At 73.6% G+C, this 25,576-nt stretch carries 23 protein-coding genes and 1 tRNA gene; 12 read left to right on the top strand and 12 right to left on the bottom strand.

Annotation, left to right across the window (positions count from 1 at the left end):
- Nucleotides 1-14: 14 nt before the first annotated feature.
- From BLASA_RS21430 to BLASA_RS21425, 4 genes are all read right to left on the bottom strand, one after another.
- Entirely contained in the window at nt 15-641 is a 627-nt protein-coding gene (locus BLASA_RS21430; RefSeq protein ID WP_166486619.1) for a TetR/AcrR family transcriptional regulator, read from the bottom strand.
- Between the two features lie 215 nt (nt 642-856).
- Nucleotides 857-988 carry a hypothetical protein gene (locus tag BLASA_RS26390; RefSeq protein WP_014378358.1) on the bottom strand — a complete coding sequence of 44 codons (132 nt, stop codon included), beginning with the start codon at nt 986-988 and terminating at the stop codon, nt 857-859.
- A 91-nt stretch (nt 989-1,079) separates the two neighbouring features.
- Nucleotides 1,080-1,235, bottom strand: a complete 156-nt coding sequence (locus BLASA_RS25300) for a hypothetical protein (protein ID WP_014378357.1) — start codon at nt 1,233-1,235, stop codon at nt 1,080-1,082.
- A gap of 66 nt (nt 1,236-1,301) precedes the next feature.
- Nucleotides 1,302-2,228 carry a ribokinase gene (locus BLASA_RS21425; protein ID WP_014378356.1) on the bottom strand — a complete coding sequence of 309 codons (927 nt, stop codon included), beginning with the start codon at nt 2,226-2,228 and terminating at the stop codon, nt 1,302-1,304.
- Between the two features lie 90 nt (nt 2,229-2,318).
- Here BLASA_RS21425 and BLASA_RS21420 point away from each other — a divergent pair, with 90 nt between their 5' ends.
- From BLASA_RS21420 to BLASA_RS21410, 3 genes are all read left to right on the top strand, one after another.
- Entirely contained in the window at nt 2,319-3,038 is a 720-nt protein-coding gene (locus tag BLASA_RS21420; protein WP_014378355.1) for a methyltransferase domain-containing protein, read from the top strand.
- 73 nt (nt 3,039-3,111) lie between these two features.
- On the top strand, nt 3,112-4,140 hold the full coding sequence (locus tag BLASA_RS21415; RefSeq protein WP_014378354.1) for a type III polyketide synthase: 1,029 nt from the start codon (nt 3,112-3,114) through the stop codon (nt 4,138-4,140).
- A 67-nt stretch (nt 4,141-4,207) separates the two neighbouring features.
- The gene (locus BLASA_RS21410) at nt 4,208-4,849 is read left to right on the top strand and encodes a response regulator (protein ID WP_014378353.1); all 642 of its coding nucleotides are present in this window, start codon (nt 4,208-4,210) and stop codon (nt 4,847-4,849) included.
- A gap of 3 nt (nt 4,850-4,852) precedes the next feature.
- On the opposite strand, the gene BLASA_RS21405 is transcribed toward BLASA_RS21410, so the two are convergent.
- From BLASA_RS21405 to BLASA_RS23745, 3 genes are all read right to left on the bottom strand, one after another.
- Complete coding sequence (locus tag BLASA_RS21405) at nt 4,853-6,349, bottom strand: GAF domain-containing sensor histidine kinase (RefSeq protein ID WP_014378352.1); 1,497 nt, start codon at nt 6,347-6,349, stop codon at nt 4,853-4,855.
- Nucleotides 6,350-6,527: 178 nt separating this feature from the next.
- Nucleotides 6,528-6,601 (bottom strand) — tRNA-Gly (locus BLASA_RS21400).
- Between the two features lie 180 nt (nt 6,602-6,781).
- Complete coding sequence (locus BLASA_RS23745; protein WP_014378351.1) at nt 6,782-9,499, bottom strand: S8 family serine peptidase; 2,718 nt, start codon at nt 9,497-9,499, stop codon at nt 6,782-6,784.
- 181 nt (nt 9,500-9,680) lie between these two features.
- Between BLASA_RS23745 and dcd the strand changes: the two genes are divergently transcribed.
- The gene (gene dcd / locus BLASA_RS21390; protein ID WP_014378350.1) at nt 9,681-10,280 is read left to right on the top strand and encodes a dCTP deaminase; all 600 of its coding nucleotides are present in this window, start codon (nt 9,681-9,683) and stop codon (nt 10,278-10,280) included.
- On the opposite strand, the gene BLASA_RS21385 is transcribed toward dcd, so the two are convergent.
- Nucleotides 10,237-11,562: an MFS transporter gene (locus BLASA_RS21385; protein ID WP_014378349.1), complete on the bottom strand. Its 1,326-nt coding sequence runs from the start codon at nt 11,560-11,562 to the stop codon at nt 10,237-10,239. The genes dcd and BLASA_RS21385 overlap by 44 nt on opposite strands.
- A 192-nt stretch (nt 11,563-11,754) precedes the next feature.
- Nucleotides 11,755-14,055 carry a heterodisulfide reductase-related iron-sulfur binding cluster gene (locus BLASA_RS21380; protein ID WP_014378348.1) on the bottom strand — a complete coding sequence of 767 codons (2,301 nt, stop codon included), beginning with the start codon at nt 14,053-14,055 and terminating at the stop codon, nt 11,755-11,757.
- Between the two features lie 578 nt (nt 14,056-14,633).
- Between BLASA_RS21380 and BLASA_RS21375 the strand changes: the two genes are divergently transcribed.
- Both BLASA_RS21375 and BLASA_RS21370 read left to right on the top strand, forming a co-directional pair.
- Nucleotides 14,634-15,386: a CHRD domain-containing protein gene (locus BLASA_RS21375; protein WP_014378346.1), complete on the top strand. Its 753-nt coding sequence runs from the start codon at nt 14,634-14,636 to the stop codon at nt 15,384-15,386.
- A 9-nt stretch (nt 15,387-15,395) separates the two neighbouring features.
- Entirely contained in the window at nt 15,396-16,127 is a 732-nt protein-coding gene (locus BLASA_RS21370; protein WP_014378345.1) for a class F sortase, read from the top strand.
- A gap of 76 nt (nt 16,128-16,203) precedes the next feature.
- Here the strand turns inward: BLASA_RS21370 and BLASA_RS21365 are convergent, their stop codons facing one another.
- Nucleotides 16,204-17,193, bottom strand: coding sequence for a type IV toxin-antitoxin system AbiEi family antitoxin domain-containing protein (locus BLASA_RS21365; RefSeq protein WP_014378344.1), 990 nt, complete (start codon nt 17,191-17,193; stop codon nt 16,204-16,206).
- A 293-nt stretch (nt 17,194-17,486) separates the two neighbouring features.
- Between BLASA_RS21365 and dnaK the strand changes: the two genes are divergently transcribed.
- From dnaK to BLASA_RS21335, 6 genes are all read left to right on the top strand, one after another.
- Nucleotides 17,487-19,358, top strand: a complete 1,872-nt coding sequence (gene dnaK, locus BLASA_RS21360) for a molecular chaperone DnaK (RefSeq protein WP_014378343.1) — start codon at nt 17,487-17,489, stop codon at nt 19,356-19,358.
- Entirely contained in the window at nt 19,355-20,035 is a 681-nt protein-coding gene (grpE, locus tag BLASA_RS21355; RefSeq protein WP_014378342.1) for a nucleotide exchange factor GrpE, read from the top strand. Before dnaK ends, grpE begins: the two co-directional genes overlap by 4 nt.
- 162 nt (nt 20,036-20,197) lie before the next feature.
- Nucleotides 20,198-21,409, top strand: a complete 1,212-nt coding sequence (dnaJ, locus tag BLASA_RS21350; protein ID WP_014378341.1) for a molecular chaperone DnaJ — start codon at nt 20,198-20,200, stop codon at nt 21,407-21,409.
- Nucleotides 21,406-21,849, top strand: a complete 444-nt coding sequence (locus BLASA_RS21345; protein WP_014378340.1) for a heat shock protein transcriptional repressor HspR — start codon at nt 21,406-21,408, stop codon at nt 21,847-21,849. The genes dnaJ and BLASA_RS21345 overlap by 4 nt, the downstream gene beginning before the upstream one ends.
- Nucleotides 21,846-22,328 carry a MarR family winged helix-turn-helix transcriptional regulator gene (locus BLASA_RS21340; protein ID WP_014378339.1) on the top strand — a complete coding sequence of 161 codons (483 nt, stop codon included), beginning with the start codon at nt 21,846-21,848 and terminating at the stop codon, nt 22,326-22,328. The genes BLASA_RS21345 and BLASA_RS21340 overlap by 4 nt, the downstream gene beginning before the upstream one ends.
- A 303-nt stretch (nt 22,329-22,631) precedes the next feature.
- Nucleotides 22,632-24,260, top strand: a complete 1,629-nt coding sequence (locus BLASA_RS21335; protein WP_014378338.1) for an MDR family MFS transporter — start codon at nt 22,632-22,634, stop codon at nt 24,258-24,260.
- A 125-nt stretch (nt 24,261-24,385) separates the two neighbouring features.
- On the opposite strand, the gene BLASA_RS21330 is transcribed toward BLASA_RS21335, so the two are convergent.
- On the bottom strand, nt 24,386-24,823 hold the full coding sequence (locus BLASA_RS21330; RefSeq protein WP_014378337.1) for an OsmC family protein: 438 nt from the start codon (nt 24,821-24,823) through the stop codon (nt 24,386-24,388).
- A 75-nt stretch (nt 24,824-24,898) separates the two neighbouring features.
- Nucleotides 24,899-25,375, bottom strand: a complete 477-nt coding sequence (locus tag BLASA_RS21325) for a MarR family winged helix-turn-helix transcriptional regulator (protein ID WP_014378336.1) — start codon at nt 25,373-25,375, stop codon at nt 24,899-24,901.
- Between the last annotated feature and the right edge of the window lie 201 nt (nt 25,376-25,576).

Here is a 25,576-nt window from a genome sequence, read left to right as displayed (position 1 = left end):
GGCCCATCCTGCGGTCAGCCCTGGTCGACCGCGATCTCGATGAGCCGCTCGGCCAGCTGCCGGCCGTGGGCGGCGGGCCCGTCGGGGCCCAGCAGGCCGCCGGACAGGTACATGCCGTCGATGATCAGGTGGATCTGGGCGGCCAGGTCGTCCCCGTCTCCGGGCACGATCCCGTCGGCCAGGCGCTCCAGGCGGGCGTGCAGCTCGAACTTGTAGTCGGCCGCCGCGCTGCGCGCCGGGTGCTGCGGGTCGTCGTACTCGCTGCTGACGTTGGTGAACGGGCAGCCGCGGAAGCCGGTGCGGGTGACGTCCCGCTCGACGGCGTCGACCACGGACAGCAGCGCGGCGCGCGGGTCGCCCTCGAGCCTGTCCAGCTCGGCGTCGATGAACGCCAGTACCGTGGCCGCCTTGCGGGTGAGGTAGGCCCCGACGAGGTCGTCCTTGCTCTTGAAGAGCCGGTACACCGTCATCTTGCCCAGGCCGGTCTCGCGGACCAGCTCATCCATCCCGACGCTGCGCGAGCTGCGACCGGCGAAGAGCCGCTCGGCGGTGTCCAGCACGATCGCCTGCCGCTCGGCGCGGCTACGGCGGACCGGCGCCGAGCTGTCGTCGGCGGGAACGAGATCCAGGGCGGCGGTCACGTCAGCGAGGATGCACCAGTCCCGTGACGGAGCAGTTCGCGGCACGCCGACGTGGTTGCTCTGGGTGACGAGAGGCAGCCGGGTCGGGCGTGGTTGCGGGGAACGGTGAGATCCTTGTGGCAACCGACCGTCACCACACGGTGACGTGCTGGAGCGGCCCCCTGCAGGGGGGTCCCGCCGCGAGCTTGCCAGCGGTGCGGGGCAGCGGCCCTTCGTCAGTCGCGGCGGGTGCGGCGGGGGTTGGCCAGCAGCCGGGCGACGGCGCGGACCGCGGTCTCGGCGGTGGACTCCTCGCGGGCCCCGGATGACTCGTCGGTGGCCTGGCGCTGCTTTCCGGTCTCCTCCATGTGCCGCATCGTGCCCGATGCGGCACCCAGGGAAACAGGTGCGCCGCTCGCCCGGGTGAGACTCCGATCACCTGGTGCGGCCCCGTGCGGTTCAGACGTCGGGAGTGTCCGCGCCGCCCCCGGCGGTGTCGTCCCGTCCCTCGGCCGGCTCCTCGGGGTGCGGCGTCCGGCCGCTGCCGGCCTCCTCGCCGGCCGGGTCGCCTTCCGCGCGCTCGGCACTGCGGGGGGTGCGGTGGGCTTCGCTCATGTCGCTCCTCCTCGGGACGGGGGTCGCAGGCCCCTGTGCCCGATCCTCCGGGCGGTGAACCGCCGGTCAGCCGACCGGGGTGGCGGCCGGGACCCGGGGCAGCAGTGCTCGAACGGTCTCGTCGTCCGGGAGTGCCCCGCGCGCGCCGGGACCGGTGGTGGACAGTGCCGCGGCGGCGACGGCGTACCGGACGGCATCCGGGAGCCCGGCGCCGGCGGCCAGCGCCTGACCCAGCGCACCGCTGAAGCAGTCGCCCGCCCCGGTGGTGTCGACGACGGCCACCGGCGGCGGCGCCTGCAGCAGTGCCGGACCGCCGTCCGCCGGGACCACCAGGACGCCCCGCGCGCCCAGCGTGACGACGACGGCCCCACGCGTCACCTGGCGGGCCAGGTCGGCGAGCGCGGCGGGGGAGCGGTCGCCGGGCCCGGCGCCCGCCAGGTGCACGAGCTCGTGCTCGTTCGGCAGCAGCACGTCCACCCGCTCGAGCAGCGCGGCCGGGAGCTCCCGGGGCGGGGCGGGGGTGAGGACGACGGTGCCGGTGGCGGCCCGTGCGGCCGCCTCGACGGCGTCGAGCGGGACCTCCAGCTGGAGGAGCAGCACCTGAGCCTCGCGGACCGACGGGACGTCGACGTCGGCGGCCGTCAGCAGCGCGTTGGCTCCCGGTACGACGACGATGAGGTTCTCCCCGCTGCCGTCCTCCACCGGGATCGTCGCGCTCCCGGTCGGGACGCCGGTGGTGCGCAGCACCCGGCGGACGTTGACCCGGGACGCGGCCAGGGCGGCCAGCTGCCGGTCGCCGGCCGCGTCCTCGCCGAGCCGGCCGACCATGTGCACCCCCGGCCCCAGCAGCCCGGCCGCCGCGGCCTGGTTCGCGCCCTTCCCGCCCGGCGCGAAGGTGGCGGTGCGGGCGACGACCGTCTCACCGCGCCCGGGCAGCCGGCCGACGGCCAGCAGCACGTCCTCGTTCAGGCTGCCGACGACGGTGACGGACACGGGTACCTCCGATGGGCGTGCGGACGACGCCGTTCCCCGCGATCATGGCCTGGTGAACCCACTGACGGCCGGCAGGGTGGTCCGCGAGCCGTGATCGCCCTGGAAGCGGAGACGGACCTGCGGCGCAACGACCCGGCGCAGTACGACCAGCTGGCCGACCAGTGGTGGGAGGCGTCCGGGGGCTTCGCCGCCCTGCACTGGCTGGCCGCGTCCCGCGCCGAGCACATCCCGCCCGCGGCCACGCCGGGAGCCCTGCTGGTCGATCTCGCCTGCGGCGGCGGGCTGATGGCACCGCACGCGGCCCGCCTCGGCTACCGGCACGTCGGCGTCGATCTCGGCACGGAGGGGCTGCGCGTGGCGCGCGGCCACGGGTTGCTGCCGGTGCGGGGATCGGTGCTCGCCGTGCCGCTGGCCGACGGGTGCGCCGACGTGGTCGTCGCCGGGGAGATCCTCGAGCACGTCGACGACGACGTCGCCGTGCTGGCCGAGTGCGCCCGGCTGCTCCGACCGGGCGGCACGCTCGTGATCGACGCGCTGGCGGCGACCCGGCTCAGCCGCTTCCTCATGGTGACCGTCGCCGAGAAGCTCCCGGGCGGGCCGCCCCCGGGCATCCACGACCCCGCCCTGTTCGTGGACCGGGAGCGGCTGCTGGCCGCTGCCGACCGGCTGGGCCTGGACCTCCGGCTGGTCGGCCTGCGGCCCTCGATGCGGCAGGCCGTAGCCTGGGCCCTGGGACGGCGCGAGTCGGTCCGGATGAAGCCGATCCGGTCCACCGCCGTCGTGTTCGCCGGCTACGGGCGGAAAAGGTGAGCGAGCAACGACGTCGCGCCGGACGTACCGTCGGGGCCATGACCCCGACCAGGCGTTCCGCGGAGCGGCGCAGGTGAGCGCCGCCGTCGTCACCGGTGCCGGATCGGCCCTACCCGCGACCCTGGAGCAGCAGGCGGCCTGGGACGGGTTCTTCGCCCGCCACTACGAGGGTGTCCGCGCCGCCGAGCGGATCTTCCTCGGCGCGGGCGTGCGCCGACGGCACGCCGTGGCCAACCCGATGGACGAGGACCTCAGCGGCTGGGGCACCGGCGCGCGGATGGCCCGCTACATCCAGGAGGCCCTCCCGCTGGGCAAGCAGGCGGTGGCCGGCGCGCTCGACGCCGCGGGGCTCGCGCCCGGCGACGTCGGGCTGTTCGCCGTCGCCACCTGCACCGGGTACGCCACCCCGGGGCTGGACATTCGGCTGGCCAGCGACCTGGGCATGCCGCCGGGGCTGCAGCGGCTGCTCGTCGGTCACATGGGCTGCTACGCGGCGATCCCCGGGCTGGCCGCCGTCGGTGACTTCGTCACCGCGCGGTCGCGCCCGGCCGTGCTGCTCTGCTGCGAGCTGACCAGCCTGCACGTGCAACCGGCCCAGCCCGACCTCGAGCAGGTCGTCGCGCACGCGCTGTTCTCCGACGCGGCGGCGGCCGTCGTCGTCGAGCCCGGGGCGGCCCGCGGCCACCGGCTGGCCGGCATCGTCGCCCGCACCGACGCCTCCACCGCCGACCACATGACGTGGGACGTCACCGACCTGGGGTTCCGCATGGGGCTGTCCCCCCGGGTGCCCGACGTGCTGTCCCGGCACGTCGGCGAGGTCGTCGACGAGTTGCTCGCCGAGGCAGGGCTGCGCGTGGAGGACGTCGCCGGCTGGGCCGTGCACCCGGGTGGCCCCCGGATCATCGACGTGGTGCGCGACGAGCTCGGCCTGGCCGAGGAGCAGGTCGGCGCCTCGCGCCGGGTGCTGGCCGAGCACGGCAACTGCTCGTCGGCCACCGTGCTGCTCGTGCTGCAGGAGCTCGCCGACGTCGACGGTCCGATCGTGGCCATGGCGTTCGGTCCCGGCCTGACGCTGTACGCCGCGCTGCTGCTGCCCGCCTGACTATCGGGCCACCGCCCGCCGCCCTACGCTGAGTGACGAGCGTCACAGTGCGTCAGGAGGTGGGCCCGTGGATCCTGCGCCCGCGCCCGTTCGCGTGTTCCTCGTCGACGACCACGAGGTGGTGCGCCGGGGTGTCGCCGAGGTGCTCGAGGACGATCCGGGCATCACCGTGGTCGGGGAGGCCGGGACGGTCGCCGAGGCGCGGGCGCGCGTTCCCGCCGTGCGCCCCGACGTCGTCGTCCTGGACATGCGGCTGCCCGACGGGGACGGCGCCTCCCTCTGCCGTGACCTCCGTGCCCGGGTCCCCGGACTGCGCTGCCTGGTGCTCACCAGCTATGCCGACCAGGACGCACGGGACGCGGCGCTGCGCGCGGGCGCGGCCGGTTTCCTGCTCAAGCAGGTGCGGGGCCCGGCGCTGGTGTCGGCGGTCCGCACCGTGGCGGCGGGCGGCGTGCTGCTGGCCGATGGCCCGCGCCCGGGGCGGGCGGGGGACGACCGGCTCTCGGTCCTCACCGACCAGGAGCGCTCCGTCCTGCGGCTGATCGGGGAAGGCCTGACCAACCGGCAGATCGGGGAACGCATGGGACTGGCCGAGAAGACGGTCAAGAACTACACCAGCCACCTGCTGGCCAAGCTGGGGTTCGAACGCCGTACCCAGGCCGCGATCCTGGCGACGGAGCTGCGCGACGACCGGCCGCACGGGCGTTGAGGGTCAGCCGGGCAGGGGCACCGCCCAGGTGACCTCGGTCCCGGACGAGCCGGTGGCCACGGTCAGCCGCCCGCCCCGCCGCTCCGCCCGGTCGGCCAGATTGGCGAGTCCGCTGCGAACGGTCGGGGTCGGCAGACCGCGCCCGTCGTCGGTGACGACGGCGCGGAGCGTGTCGGCGACGGCCACGGTCACCATCAGGCGAGTGGCGCCGGCGTGCCGCACCACGTTGGTCACCAGTTCGCGGACGACGGCGACCAGCTCGGTGGCGACGTCGGCGGGCAGCTCCTCGATGTCGCCGCGCACCCGCAGCGCCGGTTCCAGCCCGTGGCCGTCGGTGACCGACCGCACGACGTCGGCCAGCCGGCTGCGGAGGACCGTCGAGGCCGGATCCGGCGCGGCGTGCAGCTCGAAGATCGACGTCCGGATACGGGCGATCGTGCCGTCCAGCTCGTCGACCCGCTCGGCGATCCGGCCGGCGACCTCGGGCGCCGACTCCTCCAGCGAACGGCCGATGCGGTCCAGCGCCAGCGCAGTGGCGAAGATCCGCTGCACGACGTGGTCGTGCAGGTCGCGCGCGATCCGGTCACGGTCGGTCTGCACCTGCAGGCGCTGTTCCCGCTGCTGACTGCGTACGAGTTCGAGCGCCACCGCCGCCTGGGTGGCGAAGGCCGACGCCAGCTCCAGCACCGCGGGGTCGAACGCGGGGCGGTCTCGTGTCCGCGCCGCGACCAGCGTGCCCAGCGGAGCCGACCCACCGAGCGGGACGAGCAGGGTCGACCCGTAGGCGACGGCGAGGTCGCCGATCTCCCGGGACGGGGCGGGGGCACCGGGCCCGGTGGCGACCGCGTCGAGCAGCCGGGGTGCGCCGGACCGGTGCGCCGCCCCGAGCCGGGTATCGGCCAGCGGGATGCGGACCCCCTCGGCGTCCTCGGCCGCCGGGCCGACCGCGGCCGTGACGGTGAGCGTCTCCTCGTCCTCGGGCAGCGGCACGAGCACGGCGACCGCGTCGGCCCCGGACAGTTCGGCGACCCTGGCGGCGGCGGTGCGCAGCACCGCGTCGGCAGGTGAACCGGACAGCAGTGCCGTGGCGATCTCCGTGCCCGCCTGCGACCAGGCCCGGCGGAGTTCGGCGCGCTCGAGCAGTCGGGCGTTCTCGATGGCCAGGCCGGCCACGGCCGCCAGTGACCGCGCCACCGCGACGTCGGCCGCGGTGAACTCCGCGCCGGCGCGGGTGCGGCTCACGGAGAGAGTCCCGAACGCGGCGTCGCGCACCCGCACCGGCACGGTGATCGACGACCGTGGCGACGGGTGCGCCGGAGCGGGCACCACCGGGCCCACCGTGACGAACCGGTCCACCCCGACTCCGTCCGGGGTCAGCACGCTCAGCGCACCGGAGGTCGCGTCCAGGTGGCGGACGGCCGTCGTGACCACCTCGTGGAGCGTCGTCTCCAGCGGACCGCCCCGGGTGGTCGCCGGCAGCACGGCGGCGTCGTCGGTCACCGGGAGCGCCGTCGATCGGGCGGGGGCACGGCCTGACCGTAGGAGCGGCACCTCCCGGGAGGAAGGGCTGCGCTCATCGTGGCGTGCCCGGCAATCGTGTTCCAGGGACGAAAGACCCCGGACGCGAGCGAGGCCCCGGTCGGTGGACCGGGGCCTCGCTCACGGATCGTCCGCGCCGTGGAGCGGGTGACGAGAATCGAACTCGCACTGTCAGCTTGGGAAGCTGATGTTCTACCATTGAACTACACCCGCGGACGGCGACGAGACTACCTGGTGGCCCTGCCTCCGCGGCAGCCACCCCGCTCAGCGGCGCATCTCCGCGAGGAGGCCGGTGGCCTCCGAGCGCAGCCGACACCGCGCCCCGTCCGTATGGGGAAGCCGGACGGGGCGCGGTGGCTCAGCGGACGCGCCGGGACGGCGCGGTGGACGGCGTCAGATCGCGACGCCGGTGCAGCTGGCGGAGCAGTTCACCGACCAGATGGAGCCGAGCGCGGAGAACCGGTCCGACCGCACCAGCCGCTCACCGTGGGGGCCGGTGCGCACTGCCGCCGGGACGTCCGGTGCCGTGCCGCCGTCGGGCGTGGAGCCGCCCGGGGCGCTCGGGGCAGGGCTGCTCGGAGCGGGGCTGCTCGGCGCCGGGGCGGTACCGCCGGGCGTCGTCCCACCGGGCGTGCTGCCCGACGGGTCGCTGCCGACGGCTACGGCGTAGGTGAGCGCTGCGGTGAGCACCGTCGACCGGCCGTCGCGAGCGTGGACGGTCACGTCGTAGGTGCCTGCCGTCCGTGCCGGGACCCGCACCACGAGGCTGGTGGTGCTGCTGCGGACCACCGTCGCGGTGGCCGACGTGCCCACCCGCACGGTCGGGAGGCTCGGCAGCGCCCGCCCGGTGATGGTCACCAGCGTTCCGCCGGCGGTGTCGACGACGTTCGGGCTCAGCGACGCGATGCCGAACGGGCCGACCTCGGGGTAGGTCGTCGTCCGCGGTGCCGACGGCGTCGTTCCCGGGCTGGTGCCACCGGGTGCGGTGGTCCCCGGCGTGGGCCCGGGCGTGCTCGGGCTCGGCGCCGTGCCACCCGGGGCCGGACCGCCGGGAGAGGTGCCCCCGGGCGGGGTCGTGCCGGGGGTGGGGCTGGGCGACGTGGTGCCGGGCGCCGGTGTGGTGCCGTCGGGTGAGGTGACGCCCGGCTGAATGCCGGGAGCCGGGATGGTGGCCCCCGGCGGAGTGCTCCCTGGCGGGGTGCCGGGGGCCGGGCTGGTGCCGCCGGGCGGCCGGGTGCCCGGGGTGCCGGGGGGAGGGGTGGTGGTGGTGCCGCCGGGCGGGGTGGTGGTGGTGCCGCCGGGCGGGGTGGTGCCCGGTGTGGTGGTGCCCGGCTGGCTGTCGGGGGCCGGGGTGGCGCCGTCGGGGGAGGTGGTGCCCGGCTGGGTGCCCGGCGTCGTCCCACCGGGTGCGTCACCGCCGGAGCTCTCCGGCGCGGACACCAGCAGGGGAGCGGCGCGCATGCGGCCCAGCGGCTCACCGTCGCGGTAGAGCTGCACGGTCAGCACGTAGCGGCCGGCGGCGAGCTCCACGGCCGGGGACAGGGCGATGCCGTCGGAGTCGGTGATCGCGCCCAGGTCGAACCGGGCGTCACCGGCGTCGTCGGTGGGAACCGTGACGCCGTCGAGGGTCACCGGCTGCTGCGACAGCGCCCAGACCTCACCCTGGGACTCCATACCCAGGCCGACGTCCACCGAGTAGCGGCCGCTGCCGGCGGGGGTGCTGATGCCGACCGTCGGGGTGACGGTCCCCGCGCGGGCGGTCATCGACGTGAACGCGTGGCGCACCGTGTCGTCGGCGTGGGCCCCGATGCGGGCCAGCGACAACCGGCCGCCGGTGACCGACCGGCCGGCGAAGGCCGCGACCCGGTCGGTGCCGGCGAGCAGCGCCTGCTTGAGCTCGGCGACCGACGCCGTCGGCAGGACCGCGCGGTAGAGGGCCACCGCGGCGGCCACGTGCGGCGCGGCGAACGACGTCCCGTCGACCAGTCGCATGCCACCGTCGTTCCACGGCGCCGCCACCCGGGTGCCGGGGGCGAAGAGGTCCACCGTCGTCGCGCCGTAGCCCGAGTGGCCGGCGATGGTGTCGGCGGCGGTGGAGCTGCCGACGGTCACGACGTTGGGCTCGGGGAGGCTGGCCGGGTACACGATGCTGGTGTCCCGGTCCCCGCCGTCGTTGCCGGCCGCGGCGATCACCAGGACGCCGTGCGCCTCGGCGTACGCGATCGCCGAGCGGAGCGCGTCGAGGGGCGGGCCGCTGATCCGACCACCCCACGAGGCGTTGACCACGTCGGCGCCGTGGTCGACGGCGTACCGGATGGCCTTGGCGCACAGGTAGATGTCGACGGTGCTCCCGCCGCCCGCGACCAGCGGCATGATGGACACACCGGGCGCGACGCCGGCGGACCCGGAGCCGTTGTCCGCCCGCGCTCCCACCACGCCCGAGACGCTGGTGCCGTGGCTGCCCAGGCTGCCGTTGTCGATATCGGCGTTGTTGGCGTAGAAGTTCCAGCCGTGGCAGTCGCCGGGCAGGCCGTTGCCGTCGGTGTCGGCCGAGCCGCAGCGTTCCGCGGGGTTCGTCCACAGGGCGCCGGCCAGCTCGGGGTGGTCGGAGTCGAAGCCCGAGTCGACGACGGCGACGACGCGGCCGATGCCCGTGCCGGTGTCCCAGCCGGCGGTGGCGTCGACGTCGGCGTCTGCCACGGCGGCCTGGCCGTAGGCGTTGCTGCCGGTGTTCTCCAGGTTCCAGCCGTACTGCGGGAACAGCGGGTCGGTCACGGTGCCCAGGACCGGCACGGACGTCGACAGCGCCACGTCGGTGATGCCCGGGACGGCGGCCAGCCGCTCGGGGCTCAGGCCGTCGGCGGCCACCAGGGCCCGGTCGACGTCCACCCACTGCGCGCTGGCCACACCCGGGACCGACTCCAGCTCCGCCAGCAGGTCGCCGGCCGTGGTGTCGGCGGTCAGCACGTACCGGGTGAGGCCGTCGCCGTCGCCGAAACCGGTGGCCTGCTCGATCGGCGGCGCTGCCCACGCCGACCAGACCGCCGCACCGGCGTACCCGGCCACGACGGCGGAGGTCAGGGTGACGCCCAGAACCCGCTTGCTGGTCATTCGCACATGCCTTCCGGCGCGGCCTGCCCGGCCGGTCCGGGAAGGGCCGGCGACCGGTCGGACCGGACGCCGGCAGGCGTTCTCCCGGCTCGCTTCGGCAGGGCCGCCGGTGCGGTTGAGGTCCGGTGGGCCCGATTCACCCGGAGGGATGGCGGCCGGCACGTTCCCTAGACTCCGCGCCATGCTGCTGAGCGACCGGGACATCACGGCTGCGATCGCGGAGGGCCGCCTCGGCGTCGAGCCCTACGACAAGGGCCTCGTGCAGCCGTCGAGCATCGACGTCCGCCTGGACCGGTACTTCCGGGTGTTCAACAACGCCCGGTACACCCACATCGACCCGGCGAAGCAGCAGGACGACCTCACCACCCTGGTCGAGCCCGAGGGGGACGAGCCGTTCGTGCTGCACCCGGGGGAGTTCGTGCTCGGCTCGACCCTGGAGGTCGTCTCGGTCCCCGACGATCTGGCAGCGAGGCTCGAGGGCAAGAGCTCGCTCGGCCGTCTGGGACTGCTCACGCACTCCACGGCGGGCTTCGTCGACCCCGGCTTCTCGGGGCACATCACGCTGGAACTGTCCAACGTGGCGAACCTGCCGATCACGCTCTGGCCGGGCATGAAGATCGGCCAGCTCTGCCTGTTCCAGCTCAGCAGCCCGGCGGAGCACCCGTACGGGTCGGCCGTCTACGGCTCCCGGTACCAGGACCAGCGGGGGCCGACGCCGTCGCGGTCGTTCCGCAACTTCACCCGGGCGGAGACCCGCCGCCCCGGTTCGTCGGAGAGCTGACCGGAGGCTCTGCGCCGGCGACCTCCAGGACGTCGTCGCAGTGCCGCGCTGACGACCAGCCGGGAACCTCGTCGTCGACGTAGCGCTGCCGGGTGACCAGCCAGCCGGTTCCGGCCAGTCCCGCGACACCGGTGAGCACGAGGAGGAACATCCCGGTGTAGTCGCCGGTCGCGCCTCGGAGCACGCCCACCAGCAGCGGGCCGGCCGCCGAGAGCACGTATCCCCATCCCTGGGTGACGGTGGACAGTGCGGCCGTCGTCTCCGGGGTCCGGGCGCGCAGCCCCATCAGCGTGAGGACCATGGCGAAGGTCCCCATGCCGAAGGCCAGCAGGATCATCCACAGCCACGGGGCGGCGAGCGGGGTCAGCCACAGCCCGAGCCAGCCGACGACGTAGCACGCCAGGAACCCGCACAGCAGCGGGCGCTGGAGCCGGGGCCGGACGGTGAGGGCAGGCACGATGGCACTGAGCGGGATGCCGACGATCGAGTTGAGCCCGAGCAGCAGCCCGGCCGCCGCCGCGGAGAGCCCCGTGTCCCGCAGGTACTGCGCCGACCATCCGATGATCACGTAGGCCTGCATGGACTGGAGCCCGAAGAAGACGGCCATCGCGAGGGCGAGCCGGCTGTGCACGAGCTCGCGCATCCGGACGGCGACGTGGGTCTCGCGTGAGGCGCCGGCCGTCGCCCGGACCGCGAGCCACGGCGTAGCGGCCGCGAGCGCGAAGACCGCCCAGACGCCGAGCGCCCACCGCCAGCCGCCCGGTCCGGTGACCGCGGCGATGGGCGCGGTCGACACCGCGGCGACCGCAGCGCCGACCGACATCGCGGTGCTGTAGGCGCCCACCAGCAGACCGGTCCGCCCGGGGAAGTGCCGCTTGACCAGGCTGGGCAGCAGCACGTTGCCCAGCGCGCCGCCCACCATCGCCAGCACGGTGCCGACGAGGAACAACCAGAACGCCCCGGCGGTGCTGCGCAGGACGAGCCCGGCCGACATGGCCAGCAGCGCCCCTGCCAGCACATGGGAGTCCCGGAAACGGGCGGACAGGGACGGGCCGGTGAAGCCGATCAGGGCGAAGCAGAGCACCGGCATGGTCGTCACCAGGCCCAGGAGGCCGCTGGAGATGCCCAGCCCCTCCTGGATCTCCTCGAGGACAGGGCCGACGCTGGTGACCGCCGTCCGCAGGTTCAGGCCGGTGAGCACGATCGCCACCGCGACCAGCCCGAGGCCGTGGCGGGACGCCCCCTGGACCGGTGCGGGGGCGGACGGGGCGGCGCGGCTCACCCGGAGAAGCGTCCTCCGTGATCGGGGGCACATCGACCCCGGGGCGGTGCGGGAAGCAACCATCGCGGCCGACCTGGTCGTCCGACGGCGACGGCGCGCGCCCCCCTCGCGGGGAACGCGCGCCGTCGCTCTCGGCCTCCTCGCAGGGGCCCGTCGCGGGCGTGCGGGCGATGGGGGCGAGGAGGTCCTTTCTCAGTCCTTCGGGTCGTGCTGGGTGTTGGCCGAGTCGAGCCCCACGACGTCGTCGGCCTTGGTGCCGACGTCGGCACCGGACTCGGCGCCCGGGGCGCTGACCCCGACCGGGGTCAGCGAACGCAGCAGGATCTGGCTGACGTCGAGGACCTCGACGTGCTCGCCGGCCTCGCCGCTCTGCTTCTTGGCCGTGAGCGCGTCGCTCAGCATCGTGATGCAGAACGGGCACGCGGTGGAGATGACGTCGGGATCGAGCTCGAGCGCCTCCTCGGTGCGCTCGACGTTGATCCGCTTGCCGATCTTCTCCTCCATCCACATGCGGGCGCCGCCGGCGCCGCAGCAGAACCCGCGGTCCTTGCAGCGGTGCATCTCCTGCGTGGAGAGGCCCGGAACGGAGTCCAGGATCTCCCGCGGCGGCGTGTAGACCTTGTTGTGCCGGCCCAGGAAGCACGGGTCGTGGTAGGTGACCTTGCGGTCGATCGGCGTGACCGGGGTCAGCCGGCCCTCCTCCACGAGCTGGCCGAGCAGCTGCGTGTGGTGGACGACCTCGTACTCGCCGCCGGCCTGCGGGTACTCCTTGCCCAGCGAGTTGAAGCAGTGCGGGCAGGTGGCCACGATCTTGCGGGTGCCGGGCACCCGGCCCTCGAAGACCCCGTCGAGGGTCTCGATGTTCTGCATCGCCTGCATCTGGAACACGAACTCGTTACCGAGGCGTCGCGCCGGGTCACCCGAGCAGGTCTCGCCGTCGCCGAGGACGGCGAACTCGACCCCGGCCGTGTGCAGCAGCTCGGCGACGGCCTTGGTGACCTTCTTGGCGCGGTCGTCGATGGCACCGGCGCAGCCGACCCAGAACAGGTACTCCACCTCGTGGGGCAGCGGGCCGTCGGCCACGCGGACGTCGAAGTCGAGCTCCTTCATCCAGTCGGTGCGCGCGCTGCCGCCCATGCCCCACGGGTTGCCGCGGTTCTCGATGTTCCGCAGCATGACGCCGGCCTCGGACGGGAAGTTGGACTCGATCAGCACCTGGTAGCGGCGCATGTCCATGATGTGGTCGACGTGCTCGATGTCGACCGGGCACTGCTCGACGCAGGCGCCGCAGCTGGTGCAGCTCCACAGGACGTCGGGGTCGATGACCCCGCCCTCCTCGAGGGTGCCGACCAGCGGGCGGTGGGCCTGGGCGTCGTTGGTGCCCTCGATGCGGGCGTAGCCCGACGCCCAGACCTGCTCGTCGCTGGGCTTGAGGACGTCGTAGTCCGGTGCGGTCTCGCTCGCCGTCTTCTCACCGAGGAGGTAGGGCGCCTTCGCGTAGAGGTGGTCGCGAAGATCCATGATCACCATCTTCGGGCTGAGCGGCTTGCCCGTGTTCCACGCCGGGCACTGGCTCTGGCATCGCCCGCACTCGGTGCAGGTGGTGAAGTCGAGCATCCCCTTCCAGGTGAAGTCCTCGATCTTGCCGCGACCGAAGACGTCGTCCTCGCCCGGGTCCTCGAAGTCGATCGGCTTGCCGCCCGAGGTCATCGCCGGCAACGGACCGAGCGCCTGGCGGCCGTCGGCCTCGCGCTTGAAGTAGATGTTGAAGAAGGCGCTGAACCGGTGCCAGGCCACACCCATGTTCAGGATCCGGCTGATCACCACCAGCCAGACCAGGCTCACCACGATCTTGATGAATGCGACGATGCTGAGCAGGTCGGGGCTGTCGGGCAGCACGGTGGCCAGGGCCCCGGAGATCGGGTGCGACCAGGCCGGCGCGTCGGTGAGGTCGGAGGAGACCTTGAGCGCGCGGATCAGCAGGATGGCGATGCCGACGGTCAGGACGACGGCCTCGACGAAGTAGCCGCGGCCCTCGTTCGTGCCGGCGAAGCGGCTCGACCGGCCCTGCCGGCGCGGGTGGTCCTTCTGGCGCCGGTAGATCAGGTACAGGATCCCGAGGATCGTGCCGGTGCCGATGATGTCGGCGAACAGGTTCCACAGGAACCACTCACCGATCAGCGGCAGGTGGAACGCGGGGTTCCACACCTCGCCGAACGCCTCGACCAGCGTGAGGAACAGGCCGTAGAAACCCAGGAAGACGAACCAGTGGGCGACGCCGATCGACGACCACTTGAGCATCCGGGTGTGGCCGAGCGATTCGACCAGCAGTGTCTTCAGCCGGCTCTTGACCGGCCCGGATCGACTGTCGTCGGGCTGGCCGGTGCGGATGATCCGGATCATCGCGCGCACGGCCCGGTAGGCCATCACGCTCGCCACGATCAGGAACAGGATGCTGATCGTCCCCAGGACGATCTGCAGCGGGCCCGTCATCTCTTCCCCTCCCGTACGCCTGGCGGCGTCGGCTGTCCCCGGCCCGCCACGGAGGGGACCGGAGCTGTGTGTGGTGCGCGCACCAACGGCCCCGGCTCTGGAGCCGGCGCCCGGACCGCGTGCGGGCAGACTCGCCGCACTGGGTCGCACGATAGCGGGCGCGCCAGGAGGCTACTCGCGGGTAACCGGGGCGCTGCGCCTCGATGTCCACCGCTCCCGTGGTGCGCCGCGCCCACCGGCGGGTGCCTGCGGTTGCTGAGGCCCTCCTCCGGCCGCGTATGACACAGCTGTCATCCGATGCGCCGGCTGTGTCGGCGGCCGCAGCGGCGAGGCCGGCTCCGGAATCAGAGACACGCCGGTTCCGCCGTCGGACACGCCGATGAGGAATTCGGGGCGACAAAGGATAGGGGGGCGATGCGTGCTGCTGCGCCCCGATCAGTGGGCTCGTCATGTGATCGTCATCCAGCGGATTTGGGTGTGACAGATCGGCGTCCTACCGAATCTTGTGCCACTGAGCTGGGCAGTTTGGGGAGGGCCGCTGCTCGTCCGGGGCGCGGCATTCGAGCAGAGGATGTCCGATGCGCACGAGATACCTGTCCGCCGCCGCACTCGCCGTTCCCTTCGCACTGTTCACGGCCGGCCCGGCAGCCGCGGCCGAGTCCGCGACCATCGACCTGGGGGCGCTGAACAACAGCGGCGCCTCCGGTACCGCAGAGCTGTACCTCGACGAGGAGGCCAACACCCTCACCGTCAACATCGACACGATGGGTGTCGTGCCGGGCCTGCCCCACGCCCAGCACATCCACATCGGCGGCCAGAACATCTGCCCGCCCATGTCCGCCGCCGGTGACGACGGGGTCCTCAGTACTCCCGAGGGGCAGCCCTTCTACGGCGGCATCCAGCTCTCGCTCACCACCGAGGGCGACTTCGGGCCCGACAGCGCGCTCGCCGTCGAGCGGTTCCCCGTGGCCAGCGGTAGCGGTGAGGTCTCCTACGAGCGCACCTTCGACCTGAGCCAGATCGACGGCGACATCAACCTCGCCGACGTCTCCGTGGTCCAGCACGGCATCGACACGATCAGCCCGAACGGCCAGTACGGCCCGCCGCCGCCGGTCAGCGAGATCGACCCGTCGCTGCCGCTCGAGGCGACCGCACCGGCTCTCTGCGGCGCCACCGACCAGATGGGTCAGATGCCCTCCGGCGGCGTCGACGCCGGTGGCGGTGGCACCGCCGGTGTCGAGAACGAGGCCCTGTTCGCCCTGGGTGCGGCCGGTCTCGCCGGCGCCGGTGCCCTGGCCTACCGCCGTCGCACGGCCCGCGGGGACGTCTGACCTTCCCCGATGGCCAAGCACGTAGCACGCGCCGATGGCCGCCCTCGCCTCGCGAGGGCGGCCATCGCCGCGCTCTCCGTCGGCGGCGCCTCGCTGATCGGCGTCGGGCTGGCCACCCAGGAGTCGGTGCCGATCGTGCCGTCGGCCGCCGCCGCTCCGGCGCCGTCCTCGGTCACCCCGTCGCCCGCCGTGCCGCCTTCCGTGCCGCCTCCCGGGCCGTCGTCCGGGGTGACGGCGCCGCAGGCCCCGGCACCTGCACCGGCCGTCGTGGGCCCGGTCCTCCCCGAGGCGGTCCCGCTCTCGGTGACCATCCCCTCCATCGACACGACGACCCCGCCGCTGGCGTCGCTCGGGCTGCTGCCCGACGGCTCGCTCGAGGTGCCGGCGGACTACGACGTGGCCGGCTGGTACCGCGGCGGCCCGGCCCCGGGCGAGCTGGGCCCGGCGGTCATCGCCGGGCACGTCGACTCGGCTGCCGAGGGGCCGGCGGTCTTCTTCCGGCTGGCCGAGCTGCAGCCGGGTGACGAGATCCACGTCGACCGCGCGGACGGCACGACGGCGGTCTTCGCCGTCGACCGGGTCGCGCGGTACCCCAAGGACGCCTTCCCGACCGTCGAGGTCTACGGCGACACCGACCACGCGGCACTGCGCCTGATCACCTGCGGCGGCTCGTTCGACCCTGCCAGCGGCAACTACCGGGACAACGTCGTCGTCTTCGCGCGGCTCGCCGGGGTTCGCTGACCGCGCCCCCACCGGTGCCGCGGTGTGGTGGCCGGGGCCGCTCCGCAGCGCGGTACCGACGTCCGTGCCGCGGACCTCACCGAACCCGGGCGACCCCGCGCCGACGGGGGACGGCACAGAACCTCCGGACAGCGGGTGGTCGCCGGGACAGGAGTCTGCCCAACCGCTCCTCCACGGCCGGCCATCCGGGGCCGAGGTCGGCATCGGCGATCCGGACGACGGCGATGTCGAGGGCGCGCAGCTCGTCCTCGCGCCGCTTCTCCTCCCACAGCACCCGCGCGGGATCCCGCCACGGGTCGGTGTACTTCACCCGCCCGTCGAACTCGACCGCCACCGCGGCGTCGTCGAACCACGCGTCGACGACGCCGACGAACCGCCCACCGGTGCGGATCTCCACCTGCAGCACGGGTTGCGGGAGCCCGGCGCCCACCATCCGCAGACGGCCTCGGGTCTCCAGCGGTGACTCCGCGCGTCCGTCGGCGAGCGACAGCGCGCGGCCGGCCCGTGGCGCGCCGGGCCAGCCGCGCGCCCGTGCGACCGCGTCGACGAGCTGCTCCCGGGTGGTTCGGTCAGCGAGCAGGGCTGCGTCCATGGCGACGACGGCGTCCTCGAGCGGCCACTCCCGCGCGCAGTCGACGAGTGTCCGTGCGGGAGCGGTGAGCCGGAGGGGCTCCCGGATGCTGATCTCCGAGGGATCCAGCGGCCCGCGGGACACCACGAACCCTTGCCCCGTGCGCCCGTGCGCCGGATCGGTGAGCCGGACGACGGCGTCGCGCCGGCGACGGACGGGCAGGCCCATGAGTCGCGCGGCCGTGTGGTGACTGAGCGCCGCGGCCGGCCGGTCGAGCGCCAGGAACACCGCGACGCAGTCGAGCAGGTGCCGATGGTCGCCGTCGACCCCGTCCAACGTCTCGGCGCCCACGTAGATCCCGCGCCGGAGCCGGTGCCACCGGCCCGAGTTGCACAGGTGCCGGATCTCGGCGTGGGCGTAGCCGGCGCGGTGCGCGTCGACGGCGGTGAAGAGGCCGTGCTGCCGTTCGGCGACGGCCCGGAGGAGCGGGTGCACCGGGGGAGTGTGGAGCAGCCGGGCCCGACGCCGGGGCCGCGGGCCGGACGTCTGTGGACGGACCGCGCGCCGAGTGCCGCGGTGTGGACTGCCGGGCCGCGCCATGGAGCGGCACCGGCGACCACACGCCGGCACCTCGGCAAGGAGGAACGATGAACACGGGCCCCGGGAACACGACCGGCCGGACTGCCGTTAGGGTGGGCAGGAAAGTTGAGTGGACCCAACGCAAGGGCGGCCACCGACTCCCCAGACGGACCAGAACCACCCCAGCACACGGAAGAGAGGCCATCTCCATGGCTCGAGCGGTCGGTATCGACCTCGGCACCACCAACTCCGTCGTCACCGTCCTGGAGGGCGGCGAGCCGACGGTCATCGCCAACTCCGAGGGCTCCCGCACCACCCCCTCGGTCGTCGCGTTCGCCAAGAACGGCGAGGTCCTCGTCGGCCAGTCGGCGAAGAACCAGGCGGTCACCAACGTCGACCGCACCATCCGCAGCGTCAAGCGCGAGATGGGCACGAACTGGAAGTCCGCCGACATCGACGGCAAGCAGTACACCCCGCAGGAGATCTCCGCCCGGGTGCTGCAGAAGCTCAAGCGGGACGCCGAGACCTACCTCGGCGAGCCGGTCACCGACGCCGTCATCACCGTGCCGGCCTACTTCGAGGACGCGCAGCGCCAGGCCACCAAGGAGGCCGGCGAGATCGCGGGCCTCAACGTCCTGCGCATCGTCAACGAGCCGACCGCGGCCGCGCTGGCCTACGGCCTGGACAAGGGCGAGACCGAGCAGACGATCCTCGTGTTCGACCTCGGTGGCGGCACCTTCGACGTCTCGCTGCTCGAGATCGGCGACGGCGTCATCGAGGTGAAGGCCACCGCCGGTGACAACCACCTCGGTGGTGACGACTGGGACGAGCGCGTGGTCAAGCACCTGGTGCAGACCTTCAACGCGCAGAACGGCATCGACCTGTCCAAGGACAAGTTGGCCATGCAGCGGCTCCGCGAGGCCGCCGAGAAGGCCAAGATCGAGCTGTCGGGCGCCCAGTCGACCAACCTCAACCTGCCCTACATCACCGCCGGCGCCGAGGGCCCGCTGCACCTGGACGTCACGATCACCCGCGCCGAGTTCCAGCGGATGACCCAGGACCTGCTCGACCGCGCCAAGGCGCCGTTCAACCAGGCGATCCGGGACGCCGGCATCTCCGTCGGCCAGATCGACCACGTCGTCCTCGTCGGTGGCTCGACCCGCATGCCCGCCGTGTCCGACCTGGTGCGCGAGCTGACCGGGGGCAAGGAGCCCAACAAGGGCGTCAACCCCGATGAGGTCGTGGCCATCGGTGCCGCGCTGCAGGCCGGTGTCCTCCGCGGTGAGGTCAAGGACGTCCTGCTCCTCGACGTCACCCCGCTGTCCCTGGGCATCGAGACCAAGGGTGGGATCATGACCAAGCTCATCGAGCGCAACACCACGATCCCGACGAAGCGCTCGGAGATCTTCACGACGGCCGACGACAACCAGCCGTCCGTGCAGATCCAGGTGTTCCAGGGCGAGCGCGAGATGGCGATGTACAACAAGAAGCTCGGCATGTTCGAGCTGACCGGTCTGCCGCCGGCGCCGCGGGGCGTCCCGCAGATCGAGGTCGCCTTCGACATCGACGCCAACGGCATCGTCCACGTCCACGCCAAGGACCTCGGCACGGGCAAGGAGCAGTCGATGACCATCACCGGTGGCTCGGCCCTCCCGAAGGACGACATCGAGCGGATGATGAAGGACGCCGAGGCGCACGCCGAGGAGGACAAGCGCCGCCGCGACGAGGCCGAGACCCGCAACCTCGCCGAGTCGCTGCAGTACCAGACCGAGAAGTTCCTGGCCGAGAACGGCGACAAGATCCCGGCCGAGAAGAAGGACGAGCTCGGCGAGGCGCTGACCGAGCTGCGCTCGGCCCTCGGTGGCTCCGACATCGAGGCCATCAAGTCCGCGCAGGAGAAGGTCGCCCGTGTGTCGCAGGAGGTCGGCGGGGCCCTCTACGCCCAGCAGGCCGAGACGGCCGGTGGCGCAGGCGCATCCGGCGCGGAGGCCGGTGACGGCGCGGCTCAGGGCGCGACGACGAACGACGACGACGTCGTCGACGCCGAGATCGTCGACGAGGACGAGAACCGCCGACCATGACGCACGCCGGGGACGAGCAGCCGCGGGTCGTCATCCGTGACAAGCGGCGGATCGACCCCACCACTGGTGCAGTACGGACGCCGGCCGGCGAGCAGCCGGCCGGCGTCCGGCCCGGTACCGACCTCCCAGGGGAGCAGATGAGCGAGCACGAGACGCCGGTGACCGAGCAGCCGGCGACGGCACCGTCCGGAGACGGCGCCGCCGAGGGCGACCTCGCCCGCCAGCTGGCCGAGCGCACCGAGGACCTGCAGCGGGTCACCGCCGAGTACGCCAACTACCGGCGGCGGATCGACCGCGACCGGTCGATGGTCGTCGACCAGGCGGCGGAGCGGTTCGCCACCCAGCTGTTCCCGATCGTCGACGACATCGAGCGGGCTCGGGACCACGGCGATCTGACCGGGGCCTTCAAGCTCGTCGCCGACCGGATCCTGGGCCTGCTCGACGGCCTGGGCGTGGCGGCGTTCGGCGTGTCGGGCGATCCGTTCGACCCGTCGCTGCACGAGGCCGTCATGCACGACACCTCCGCGGACGTGGAGGTGCCGACGGCCACGACGGTGCTGCGACAGGGCTATCGCCGGGGCGACCGGGTGCTGCGGACGGCGATGGTGGCCGTCACCGAGCCGGAGTCCCCCGCGCCGGCCGAGCCGGCCGAGTCCACCGACCCGGCCGCCGGCTGACCGGCCTCCGACCGAGCGCGAGAGGGGGCCGGATGAACCAGCCGGAGGATTCCGGTTCCGCAACGCACCTCCGGTGTGCCATCGGTGCCTGCGGCGCTGCCCAACCCAGGAGGCGGGTCTGGTGAATGAACCGAAGGTTTCGAGTTCCCCTGCGGAGCAGTGATGAGCACCCGTGACTTCATCGAGAAGGACTACTACGGCGCGCTCGGCGTCCCGCAGGACGCCGACGCCGCGGCGATCAAGAAGGCATACCGCAAGCTGGCCACCGAGCTGCACCCGGACAAGAACCCGGGCAACGCCTCCGCCGAGGCCCGGTTCAAGGAGGTCTCCGAGGCCTACGACGTGCTCTCCGATCCCAAGCGGCGCGGCGAGTACGACGACGCGCGGCGGCTGTTCGGCTCCGGTGGGGCCGGCGCCCGGGCCGGGTTCCCCGGCGGCTTCCCCGGCGCGGGCCCGAGCGGTCAGCCCTTCGACCTCGGCGACCTCTTCGGGGGCGCCGGAGCCGGGGCGGGCGCCCGCGGGGCCGGCGGGCTCGGCGACATCCTCGGCGGCCTCTTCGGCGGCGCCGGGGGTGGCGGGGCGCGGGCGCGTAGCCAGGCGGCGTCCGGCCCCGCGCGGGGCCAGGACGTGGAGACCGAGGCGACCCTTTCCTTCGAGGAGGCCGTCCTCGGGGTGACGGTGCCGCTGCGCATGCAGAGCCCGGGCAGCTGCCCGACGTGCGCCGGTAGCGGCGCCCGCCCGGGCACCTCGCCGCACACCTGCCCGGTGTGCCAGGGGGCCGGGGTCACCAGCCGCAGCCAGGGGGCGTTCGCCTTCTCCGAGCCCTGCCGCAACTGCCGCGGCAGCGGCCAGGTGGTCGACGACCCGTGCCCCACCTGTTCCGGCAGTGGCGTCACCACGCAGACCCGCACGATCACCGTCCGGATCCCGGCCGGGGTCAGGGACGGCCAGCGCATCCGGCTGACCGGCAAGGGAGCACCCGGACGGCGGGGCGGCCCCGCCGGCGACCTGTTCGTCGTCGTCCACGTCTCCGAGCACTCACTGCTCGGCCGCAAGGGCGAGGACCTGACGCTCACCGTGCCGATCACCTTCGCCGAGGCGGCGCTGGGCACCACCCTGACGGTGCCCACGCTGGACGGCACCGTCTCGCTCAAGGTGCCCGCGGGCACCGCGAGCGGCCGGACCCTGCGGGTGCGCGGGCGCGGGGTGCCGGGCAAGGGGCGCTCGGGTGACCTGCTGGTCACCCTCGAGATCGCCGTCCCGGTGCGGCTGACGCCCGCGCAGCGGAAGGTGATCGAGACGCTGGCGGAGGAGATGGACGAGGACCCGCGTCCGCAGATCACCGCTGCGGTGCGCGGCGGAGGTGCGGGATGAGCGTGCGAGCGGGAGGGCCCCTCGGGCGGGCGGTGGCGGAGGACGCGCCGGTCTTCGTGATCTCCGTGGCGGCCGAGCTGGCCGGCATGCACGCGCAGACGCTGCGGCAGTACGACCGGCTCGGCCTGGTCAGCCCCGGCCGGACGCCCGGCGGTGGACGGCGGTACAGCCCGCGCGACGTCGCGCTGCTGCGCGAGGTGCAGCGGCTCTCGCAGGAGGACGGCGTCAACCTCGCCGGCATCAAGCGGATCATCGACCTGGAGTCCCAGGTGGAGGCGCTGCAGGCGCGGGTGCACGAGCTGCTCGCGGAACTCCAGCACTCCGAGAACCGGCGGATGGCCGCCGAGGCTGCCGTCCCGGCCGCCTACCGCGCCGATCTCGTGCCGCACCGCCGGCCGAGCTCGGCGCTGGTGGTCTGGCGGCCGGGGGGTGGCCGGTGACCGACGCGGACCCGGCCTTCGTGGCCCTCGAGCGGGAGATCGGGCTGCTGCTGCGCAGGTCGCGGGCGATCTCCGCCCGGCTGGCCCGTGAGCTGCACCCCGACCTCGACGGCGCCGCGTACGGGCTGCTGGCGCTGCTCGAGGACACCGGCCCCCTGCGGGCCAGCGATCTCGTGCTCCGGCTCGGCCTGGACAAGAGCACGGTGAGCCGGCAGGTCGCCAGCCTGGTCGAGCTCGGCCTGGTCGACCGCGCCGCCGATCCCGACGACGGGCGCGCCCACGTGCTGACGCCCTCGGCGGAGGGCTCGGCCCGGCTGCTGCGCATCCGCGCCGCCCGCCGCGCCCGCTGGGAGACCGACCTGGCCGGGTGGCCGGCCGACGACGTCGCCACGCTGGCCGTGCTGCTCGAGCGGCTCAACCGGATCGGTGAGGCGCGCGAGGCCGAGGCCGGCGGGGTCGCGCCGCCCGCTACGGGCTGAGCTCCGCCGCGGCGGGCTGCCGGGGTGCGCGTTGCAGACCGCAACTTTCCGCGCCTATGGTTGCGGTCTGCAAGCAGGTGATCATCGCAAGGACGCCGTCATGCCCCTCAGCTCCGCACCCCGGGACCGCCTCGTGGTGAGCGTTCCCCGGCTCCTCCGCGCCGCCGTCCCGGCGCACGGTCGCCCGGCGGCTTCCCGGTGACCGCGGGCCCTCGGGCTGCTCCCGCCGCCGCCGCACGCCGACCGTCCGGGAGCCCCGTGCGGGCGTCCGTGCCGCAGGCGCCGGCCGCCCAGCCGGGGAGGATGACGCACCGCCAGGTGCTGGAGGCCATGTCCGGCCTGATGCTGGCGATGTTCGTGGCGTTCCTGTCCTCCACGGTCGTGTCCAACGCCCTGCCGACGATCATCACCGACCTGCGGGGCACGCAGAACCAGTACACCTGGGTGGTCACGGCGACGCTGCTGTCGTCCACGGCCTCCACGCCGATCTGGGGCAAGCTCGCCGACCTGTTCAGCAAGAAGCTGCTGATCCAGCTGTCGATCGTGGTGTTCATCGCCGGGTCGATGCTGGCCGGGCTGGCGCAGACGGTGGAGACGCTCATCGCCTGGCGGGCGCTGCAGGGTCTGGGCCTGGGCGGCCTGCAGGCGCTGGTGCAGATCGCGATCGCGGCGATGATCAGCCCGCGCGAGCGGGGGCGGTACGCCGGCCTCATGGGCTCGGTCTTCGCCGCGGCGACGGTGGGCGGGCCGCTGATCGGCGGGGTGCTGGTGGACACCAGCTGGCTCGGCTGGCGCTGGTGCTTCTACGTGGGGGTGCCCTTCGCCGCCATCGCGCTGGTGCTGCTGCAGCGGACCCTGCACCTTCCGGTGATCCGGCGGGACGTGACGATCGACTACCTGGGGACGGCGTTCCTCGCCGCGGGGGTCTCGGCGCTGCTGATCTGGGTCACCCTGGCCGGCCACGGCTTCCCGTGGGTCTCGGTGCAGAGCGCCCTCTTCCTCGGCGGCGCGATCCTCGCGGTCGTCGCGTTCCTCGTCACCGAGTCGCGGGCGGCCGAGCCGATCGTGCCGCTCCGGCTCTTCCGGGACCGCACCACCACCCTCGCGATCATCGCGAGCATCGCGGTGGGCGTCGCGATGTTCGGGTCCACCGTCTTCCTCGGCCAGTACCTGCAGATCTCGCGCGGTTTCTCGCCCACGGAGGCCGGGCTGCTGACCATCCCGATGGTGGGTGGCCTGGTCCTGTCCTCGACCGTCTCGGGGCTGCTCATCACCCGCTTCGGCCGGTGGAAGGCCTACCTCACGGCCGGCTCGGTGCTGGTGATGGCGGGCTTCGGGCTGCTGGCCACCATCGACCACGAGACGGACATGGTGCTGCTCTGCGTGTTCCTGTTCGTCCTCGGGGCGGGCATCGGCATGAGCATGCAGAACCTGGTGCTCGCGGTGCAGAACACGGTCGCGGCCGCCGACCTGGGCGCGGCCAGCTCCGCGGTGGCCTTCTTCCGCAGCCTCGGCGGCACCGTCGGCGTCGCGGTGCTGGGTGCGGTGCTGAGCAACCACGTCGGCGACCTCGTCCAGGACCGCCTGACCGGGATGCCGGGCGCCGCCCAGGCGGCGGGCGGTGGTGCGGTGGGACTGGCCGACCTGGCCGACCTGGCCGACGCGCCGGCTCCGGTCGAGGCGCTCATCCGCATGTCCTACGGCGACGCGACGGGGCGGATCTTCCTGGTCTCCGCCGTCGTATCGGTGGTCGCCGTCCTCGCGGTCCTCTTCATCCGGGAGGTCGCGTTGCGCACCGAGACCGGGGACGAACGCGAGCGGGCCGAGCGGTCCGACGCCGTACGCATCGACACCGACCGCATCGAAGGCCGGGATGCCGACGGCGAGCGCACCGACGAGGTCGCTCGCCCGAGGCAGCCCATGGTCCGCTGACCGGCCGCTGACAACACGACGGCGGCCCGTCTCCCGGGGGAGACGGGCCGCCGCCGCGTCAGGAGAGGCGCTCCTGCAGGGTCCCGCCGCGAGCGTGTGAGCGGTGGGGGCAGGAGAGGGTCCTCCTACTGCTCCAGGGAGGCGTCCACGGTGATCTCGGTACCGGTGAGGGCCTTGCTGACGGGGCAGCCGACCTTGGCCGCCTGCGCGGCCTTCTCGAAGCCCGCGGCGTCCAGGCCGTCGACCTCGCCGCGGACGGTGAGCGTGATCCCGGTGATCGCCGGGGCGCCGTCCTTCTGGCCGAGCGTGACATCGGCGGAGACCTCCAGCGACTGCGGGGTGCCGCCGGCCTTGCCGATCTCGTTCGAGAGGGCCATCGCGAAGCACGCCGAGTGGGCGGCGCCGATGAGCTCCTCGGGGCTGGTCGTCCCTCCGGCCTCGTCAGCGGCGCGCTTGGGGAATGAGACCTCGTAGGTGCCGACCTTGGAGCTGCTGAGCTCCACCTGGCCGGAGCCCTCCTGCAGGGTGCCGTTCCAGGCGGTACGAGCGGTACGAGTGGGCATGCTGCCCCTTCCGGGCCGTGGCCGCCTCTGGCTCGGGCGGCGCCGTGGGCAGCTCCTACCCGGAGAAGGTGCCGCCTACCGTCCGGCGGTCGACCGGTCCGCGGCCGCGGCCGCGCCGTTGACCCGGTCGGTGAGCAGCCGCAGCCGGCTCTTGAGGTCGTCGAACTCGCGGGTGTCGAAGCCGATGGCCCCGATCATCTCCTCGGAGATGGCGATGGCCTTCTCCTGCAGGGCACGCCCCGCGTCGGTGAGGGCGATGGACACCGAACGCTCGTCCTCGACCCGCCGGTTCCGCGTCACCAGGCCGGCGGTGGTCAGTCGCTTGAGCAGCGGGGAGAGGGTGCCGCTGTCCAGGGCGAGCCGCGAGCCCAGCTGGCCCACCGTCTGGTTGTCCGACTCCCAGAGCAGCAGCATCACGAGGTACTGCGGGTAGGTCAGCCCGATGGCGTCCAGCATCGGGCGGTACCGCGCGGTCACCGCCCGCGAGGCGGCGTACAGGGCGAAGCACAGCTGGTCGTCGAGCGCCACGCTCGGCGCCGGCAGGGCGGTCATGGCCACAGTCTAGGCCGATGTTGCTGTGACGCCGGGACACCACCGCCGCCTCTCGTCCGGACGGGCGGATGACGTGCGTCGACGCCGGGCTGTGCGGCCGGCCGGGGTCATGGCAGAGTTGAGCGGAACAGACTCAACCCATGCGTCGTTGGAGCAGGCAGCGCGCCCGCCACGGATGGACGGCGGAGACGACAGAGACGA

The organism is Blastococcus saxobsidens DD2 (genome assembly GCF_000284015.1).
Taxonomy (GTDB): domain Bacteria; phylum Actinomycetota; class Actinomycetes; order Mycobacteriales; family Geodermatophilaceae; genus Blastococcus; species Blastococcus saxobsidens_A.
This window is presented reverse-complemented; position numbering and strand designations above follow the sequence as displayed.